7 protein-coding genes are annotated in these 5,768 nt (G+C 41.9%); 1 reads left to right on the top strand and 6 read right to left on the bottom strand.

What is annotated here, in order from left to right:
* Positions 1-895 (top strand): recombinase RecA (recA, locus tag BACCELL_RS17105; protein ID WP_007213208.1); only part of this gene is annotated, 895 nt, incomplete at its 5' end.
* Between the two features lie 83 nt (positions 896-978).
* Here the strand turns inward: recA and BACCELL_RS17100 are convergent.
* The 6 genes from BACCELL_RS17100 to BACCELL_RS17075 all read right to left on the bottom strand — a co-directional run bounded on the left by BACCELL_RS17100 (position 979) and on the right by BACCELL_RS17075 (position 5,570).
* Complete coding sequence (locus tag BACCELL_RS17100) at positions 979-1,734, bottom strand: DUF4252 domain-containing protein (protein WP_007213207.1); 756 nt, start codon at positions 1,732-1,734, stop codon at positions 979-981.
* A 6-nt stretch (positions 1,735-1,740) separates the two neighbouring features.
* Positions 1,741-2,268 (bottom strand): hypothetical protein, encoded by a 528-nt coding sequence (locus BACCELL_RS17095; protein WP_007213206.1) that lies wholly within the window; start codon positions 2,266-2,268, stop codon positions 1,741-1,743.
* The gene (locus tag BACCELL_RS17090) at positions 2,249-2,764 is read right to left on the bottom strand and encodes an RNA polymerase sigma factor (protein ID WP_007213205.1); all 516 of its coding nucleotides are present in this window, start codon (positions 2,762-2,764) and stop codon (positions 2,249-2,251) included. The genes BACCELL_RS17095 and BACCELL_RS17090 overlap by 20 nt, the downstream gene beginning before the upstream one ends.
* Before the next feature lie 153 nt (positions 2,765-2,917).
* Complete coding sequence (locus tag BACCELL_RS17085) at positions 2,918-3,928, bottom strand: YeiH family protein (RefSeq protein WP_007213204.1); 1,011 nt, start codon at positions 3,926-3,928, stop codon at positions 2,918-2,920.
* A 96-nt stretch (positions 3,929-4,024) separates the two neighbouring features.
* The gene (locus BACCELL_RS17080; protein WP_007213203.1) at positions 4,025-4,921 is read right to left on the bottom strand and encodes a LysR family transcriptional regulator; all 897 of its coding nucleotides are present in this window, start codon (positions 4,919-4,921) and stop codon (positions 4,025-4,027) included.
* A gap of 46 nt (positions 4,922-4,967) precedes the next feature.
* On the bottom strand, positions 4,968-5,570 hold the full coding sequence (locus tag BACCELL_RS17075) for a DUF6621 family protein (RefSeq protein ID WP_007213202.1): 603 nt from the start codon (positions 5,568-5,570) through the stop codon (positions 4,968-4,970).
* Between the last annotated feature and the right edge of the window lie 198 nt (positions 5,571-5,768).

Below are 5,768 nucleotides of genomic sequence, written 5' to 3'. Positions count from 1 at the left end.
TGAACAAGTAGAAGTAATCCCCTCAGGCTCTATCGGACTGAACGTAGCACTGGGCGTTGGCGGCTATCCCCGCGGACGTATCATCGAGATTTATGGCCCGGAATCTTCCGGTAAAACAACTCTGGCTATCCATGCCATTGCTGAAGCACAAAAAGCAGGTGGTATCGCCGCGTTTATTGATGCTGAACACGCCTTCGACCGTTTCTATGCGGCCAAACTGGGGGTAGATGTAGACAACCTGTTGATTTCTCAACCGGATAACGGAGAACAAGCATTGGAAATTGCAGAACAGCTGATCCGTTCTTCTGCAATCGACATCATCGTTGTGGACTCTGTTGCCGCTTTGACTCCAAAGGCCGAAATCGAAGGCGACATGGGGGATAATAAAGTAGGTTTGCAGGCACGTCTGATGTCTCAGGCATTGCGTAAACTTACGGCAGCCGTGAGTAAGACACGCACCACATGTATCTTTATCAACCAGTTGCGCGAAAAGATCGGTGTAATGTTCGGTAATCCAGAAACAACCACTGGTGGTAACGCTCTGAAATTCTACGCTTCCGTACGCCTTGATATCCGCGGAAGCCAGGCTATCAAGAATGGTGACGAAGTGCTGGGTAAACAGACTAAAGTAAAAGTGGTAAAGAACAAAGTGGCACCTCCTTTCCGCAGAGCAGAATTTGATATCATGTTCGGAGAAGGCATTTCCCGTGCCGGAGAAATCATTGACTTGGGTGCCGAACTGGGTATCGTCAAAAAGAGTGGTTCCTGGTTTAGCTACAATGATACCAAGATAGCCCAAGGCCGCGACGCAGCCAAACAAGTTATCGCTGACAATCCGGAATTGGCAGAAGAATTGGAAGGATTGATTTTCGAAGCTTTAAGAAAAGACAAGTAATCAAATTTTCACTCATAACAAAAGGGGAACCGGAATCGGTTCCCCTTTCTCAACAAACTATTTACACCTATCAGCAGACAGCCTCATTCCAAGTCTTCCAAGCGTTTTTCCAGCATCTCCATGCTCTCCTCAAAACGTTTCCAGGAATCGGCATCCATCTGTTTCTTTAAATATTCGCTATCTTTTAGTTTACCTAAGTCTTTCAAATTCTTTAATCCTTTCAGGCTTTCCAGACTTTTCAAGCTTTCCAGACTCTTCAAACCTTCTAAGCCCTGTAAGCTTTCCAATCCTTTCAAACCGTCCAAAACGCCCAAATCCGCCAAATCAAGAGTACCGTCTACAATACGATATACATTCCCTCCCACATTCATACTGGTATTTTGATACATCATGATATTCTGAATATCTTTCAAAGTCATTTCTCCTTCCAGATAAACGAACTTCAAGTTAGCAGCGCCGTCTATAATCATAATCAGTTCCTTCACCTTATCCCCTTTCCTATTAATATAGAATTCGGAACTGGAGACATTCCCTTTCTGCTTCATCAACAGCTCATATTTGGACGACTGTACCAGTGTACGCAAATCTTTCCGCAAATCCTTCTTGATATTATTATCCATTGTAGAAACGATCTGTACGCTTTCCAGCTTACCGGATACTTTCCCAATATAGATATCCTTCGTGAAAAGATTGGGGTTCATTTCAATCATCGCTTTTGAGATATAAACAGAGGAAACCCCTTTCATATCATTATACGTATTGAATATATTTTTCTGCGCCTGGCAGAGCAGGGGGAGCATCAGCAGCACACCTGCCAATAAAATCTTGTTGAGTTTCATAATCGTTTATCTTTGCATTTCTTTTTTTACTTCCTGATTAACTTTTTTCATATCCATTTGCGTTTCCTTCACCTGGGCAATGCCTTGGTTCAGATTGGTGGAAACTTCAATCAAAGTGGCTTGCAAAACCTGATAAGCTTCTTCCGGATCAGAGAATGTATCCTGCGGTGTGGGCGGACACACATCTTTTCCCAGATTTTCCACACCATATCCGATACCTATAATTACCAGTATGGTTGCTGCAACACTCCCAATCCAGTGCCAGTTACGTCTGGATTTATTAGGCCGGAAGAAACGTTGTTCTTCTTCAGCCTTTTCATCAATCAGCCGGCTCAGTTTATCCCCCAAGCCCGCAGGAACTTCCACATCTCTATCTGCACCCTGGTTAAGGCTAAGAAAAATTTCTTTATCCTTTTGCAGATGTTCGGGCACTTCCGTTGTTCTGAAATAATCTCTCAACGCCTCTTCCTGGCTCTCGGTAGTGTTCCCCTCATAAAACTCGGCGAGCAGCCTTTCAATTTCCTCGACTTTCATAGTTATTCCATTTATTAAATTCCTCACGTATTCTTTTCCTCGCCCGGGACAGCAGTACACGGATATTTGTAGAGTTCAACCCGGTCACTTGTTCTATCTCTTCGTAAGAACAGCCTTTGACATCACGCAAGTTCACAATCCGCTGCTGCTGTTCGGGCAAGTGGGCAATGATATCTTTTACTTGCCTTACCTCGTCACGTACCTCCAGATTATCAGCTTGAGAAATATCCTGTACAGCAGTCAATTCCACAGTTTGCCTGGATAAGACATACTTCCCTGAACGAAGCAAATCAAAGCACATATTCTTTACCAAAGTGACACTGAACGCTTCCGGGTTGCTGATAACCATCAATCCTTCCCGCTTATCCCATAGCTTCAGATAGGCTTCCTGAACCAGGTCCTCCGCATCTGCCGCATTCTCAAGCAGCCGATAGGCTACACTGTACAGCTTGCGGTGGTAAGGCAGAAACTCATTTTTAAAACTTTCAGCATCCATGGGCTTTTCTGTATCTCAATCCTGTTTATTGGTTGTATCTATTGATTAGACGTAAAGAGACAGAAGTTTGTTACAAAGAAAATGAATTTTATACAAAAATGCGGCAAAAGAAATTTTCTTCTGCCGCATACCTTATATTAATAAGTGTTTTCTTTAGAACCAATAAATATACGCCAGCGTGCTTACGCTAATTGTAACCCACAACAACACACCTTGAATAAGTGGTTTGATGCCCACTGCCTTCAATACATCACGTGAAAGGGAAGCACCGATAAAGAACAAAGTGATAGTCAGTGTCTTTCTGGCCAGACTGTTAATTCCCTCTCCTATCATAATACCGGTTTCCGATGAATTTAATACATATGTATTGAATACCATAGCCAGAATAAAAAAGAAAATAAACCAGGGGATACTTATCTTCTGTCCTTTACTCTTGAATACAAAAGAAGTAATCAAAGCCAAAGGAATAATCCACAAGGCACGTGTCAATTTAATGGTCGTAGCAATTTGCAAAGCTTCTTCACCATAAGCCGCACCGGCACCCACTACCGAACTGGTATCGTGTATAGCGATTGCCGCCCATGTTCCGAATTCTTGCTGACTCATATCTAAAGCATGGCCAATTACCGGAAAGATAAACAGTGCAATAGCATTCAGAATAAAGATGGTACCCAGCGCTACAGACATCTCCGTATCTTTTGCCCGCAACACAGGACCTACCGCCGCAATAGCACTACCACCACAGATAGCTGTACCGGAACTAATGAGGTAAGAAGTATCACGGTCTACCTTCAGGAATTTACGCCCGATGAACCAACCGATAAGCATAGTACCCACTACTGAAATAACAGTGAACTCCATTCCTTCTTTACCCGAGGCTAAAGATGCCTGAAGATTCATACCGAATCCCAATCCCACCACTGAATACTGCAAAAGATATTTGGATACTTTCTTATTAAACTTCGGATGTGCCTGCCCGCTTGACAAAGCAAAAATCAATCCCAGGAACAAAGCGACAGGAGGTGTCACCCAAGTAGAATAACCGGGGATATAATCCAATAATAAGAAGATTGATAAAAGCACCACTAAAGACACATAAGTAATTTTGTTCTTCCGTTGAAGATACGCCAGAGTGTTTACACTCGCTGTTTGAATTGAAGCCATAATTTTTCTTGTATATCAATATTTATATTATTTCTGATTTCCGGGTGCAAAGGTAGGCTTCTTTACCTATATACACCAATTGTATCTGTTTATACGCTATAACTTATGGTTATGATGTGCAGCAAACTGCATAAAGACCTGGGAAAGCCCGCTCTCCTGTCCCTGAGGTTGGGCAAAACTAAAATCACGAAGCATAACCATGTCTTTTATCTCAATGACACGCAGTTGTCCGGCATAGAGTTCACGGGTGATAGAACGAATGGAAACGATCCCCATGCAGTCAGTATGTTCCAGGAAAAGTTTGATACTTTCCGTACTACCCAGATACATTAATACCTGAAGAGACGATAACTTTATATTATGCTGTTGCAATGCCTTCTCAAAGACATCCAAGGTGCCCGATCCTCTTTCACGAAGCACTAAAGGAATATGAAGCAACTCTTCGGGAGTAATTTCTTCACCTACCTGTAGTTTACTTCCCGTACGTGTCACAGCCACCAGTTCATCCTCCAAAAAAGTAGTATATTTCAAATTTGGTAACCGGAAAACACCTTCCACTAACCCAAGATCTATGCGGTGTTCCTGCAAAGCCGCTTCTATCTCACGTGAATTGCCGTTCATCAATGAAAGATTTACTTGCGGAAACTTTTTGATGAAGCTGGCAAGCAATGGAGGTAAAACATATTGGGCAATGGTAGTACTGGCACCCAGACGCAATTCCCCGGTATATTCATTATGCAGCAAATGCATCTCATATTCCAATCGCTTATAATCTTCCAGAATACGGCCACAATGTTCCAAAAGTAACTTTCCCGCTTCGGTCAAACTAATCTTGCTACCTTGCCTGTCAAACAAACGCGCCTGATAAGTGCTTTCCAACTCTTGTATATGCTTTGTTATGGCAGGCTGACTGACAAACAACTCTTGCGAAGCTTTCGTGAAACTCAGGTTCTTCGCTACAGACTGAAATACTTTTAAACGAAAATCAGACACGGGAGTTAGTGATTAAAGGTTAGCGATTAGTGATAAGTAACAGGTATTATTCAAGTTCTTCGGCCTTGATGCCCAATGCACGCATCATGGAGTAACCCAGTAAATCCCATTTGCAACCAAGGGGATGCGCAGGTTCATCCATATTGAAAAGAAACAATCCTTTTGAGTTTTCAGTATCAGCATTTCTTAAATACTCATCCAAAACTTCCATTAATTTAGCACCGTAATCATCAATAAACGGAACCAGCATAAGCCGTTTAACATCGGCAGAGTTAAGTGCTATATTCAGCAGATCAAGATAGAGATTTGCCCGTGGAACCAATCCTTCAGAAGATACAGAAGTAAATGTAAACTCACCTAACTGATTTGTATAGCCCACCCCGTTCAAATCTTTATTCAAATCAGACGGATCGCAGTGAAGCAACTTATTGGTCTGACTGTCATGTACAAAAAGTACTTCTATGTTATTATCCTTATCACGAACACCGGAGTCGAGTGCCAGATAAGAAGCCCACTCTTCTACATAAATATTCTGCAACGGACGTCCCAGCTGCAACTCAAAATATCTCTTCAGATCTTTAACTACGTCATTAAAGTATGCTACGTCCACCAGTATCACATTCTCTGCGAGCTTTACATTTTCTGCCATAATCTATTCTATTCTATTTTTGAGGGATAAAGATACAATATTCCTTTCAGCCCTGCACTAGTTTTACTCAAAATTTACACATTAGTATATTTTAGTAATGCTTAGAAAATAAGATTCTCTGGAATTTCGTCACTGCTCTTTCATAAAAAGATAATCGCTGAAAGGAAAACTCATATTGTCGAGTTTATATCAATATTT

This window comes from Bacteroides cellulosilyticus DSM 14838, from assembly GCF_000158035.1.
GTDB lineage: Bacteria > Bacteroidota > Bacteroidia > Bacteroidales > Bacteroidaceae > Bacteroides > Bacteroides cellulosilyticus.
Note: the sequence above shows the minus strand (reverse complement) of the source record. Positions and strands in the feature narration are given on the sequence as shown.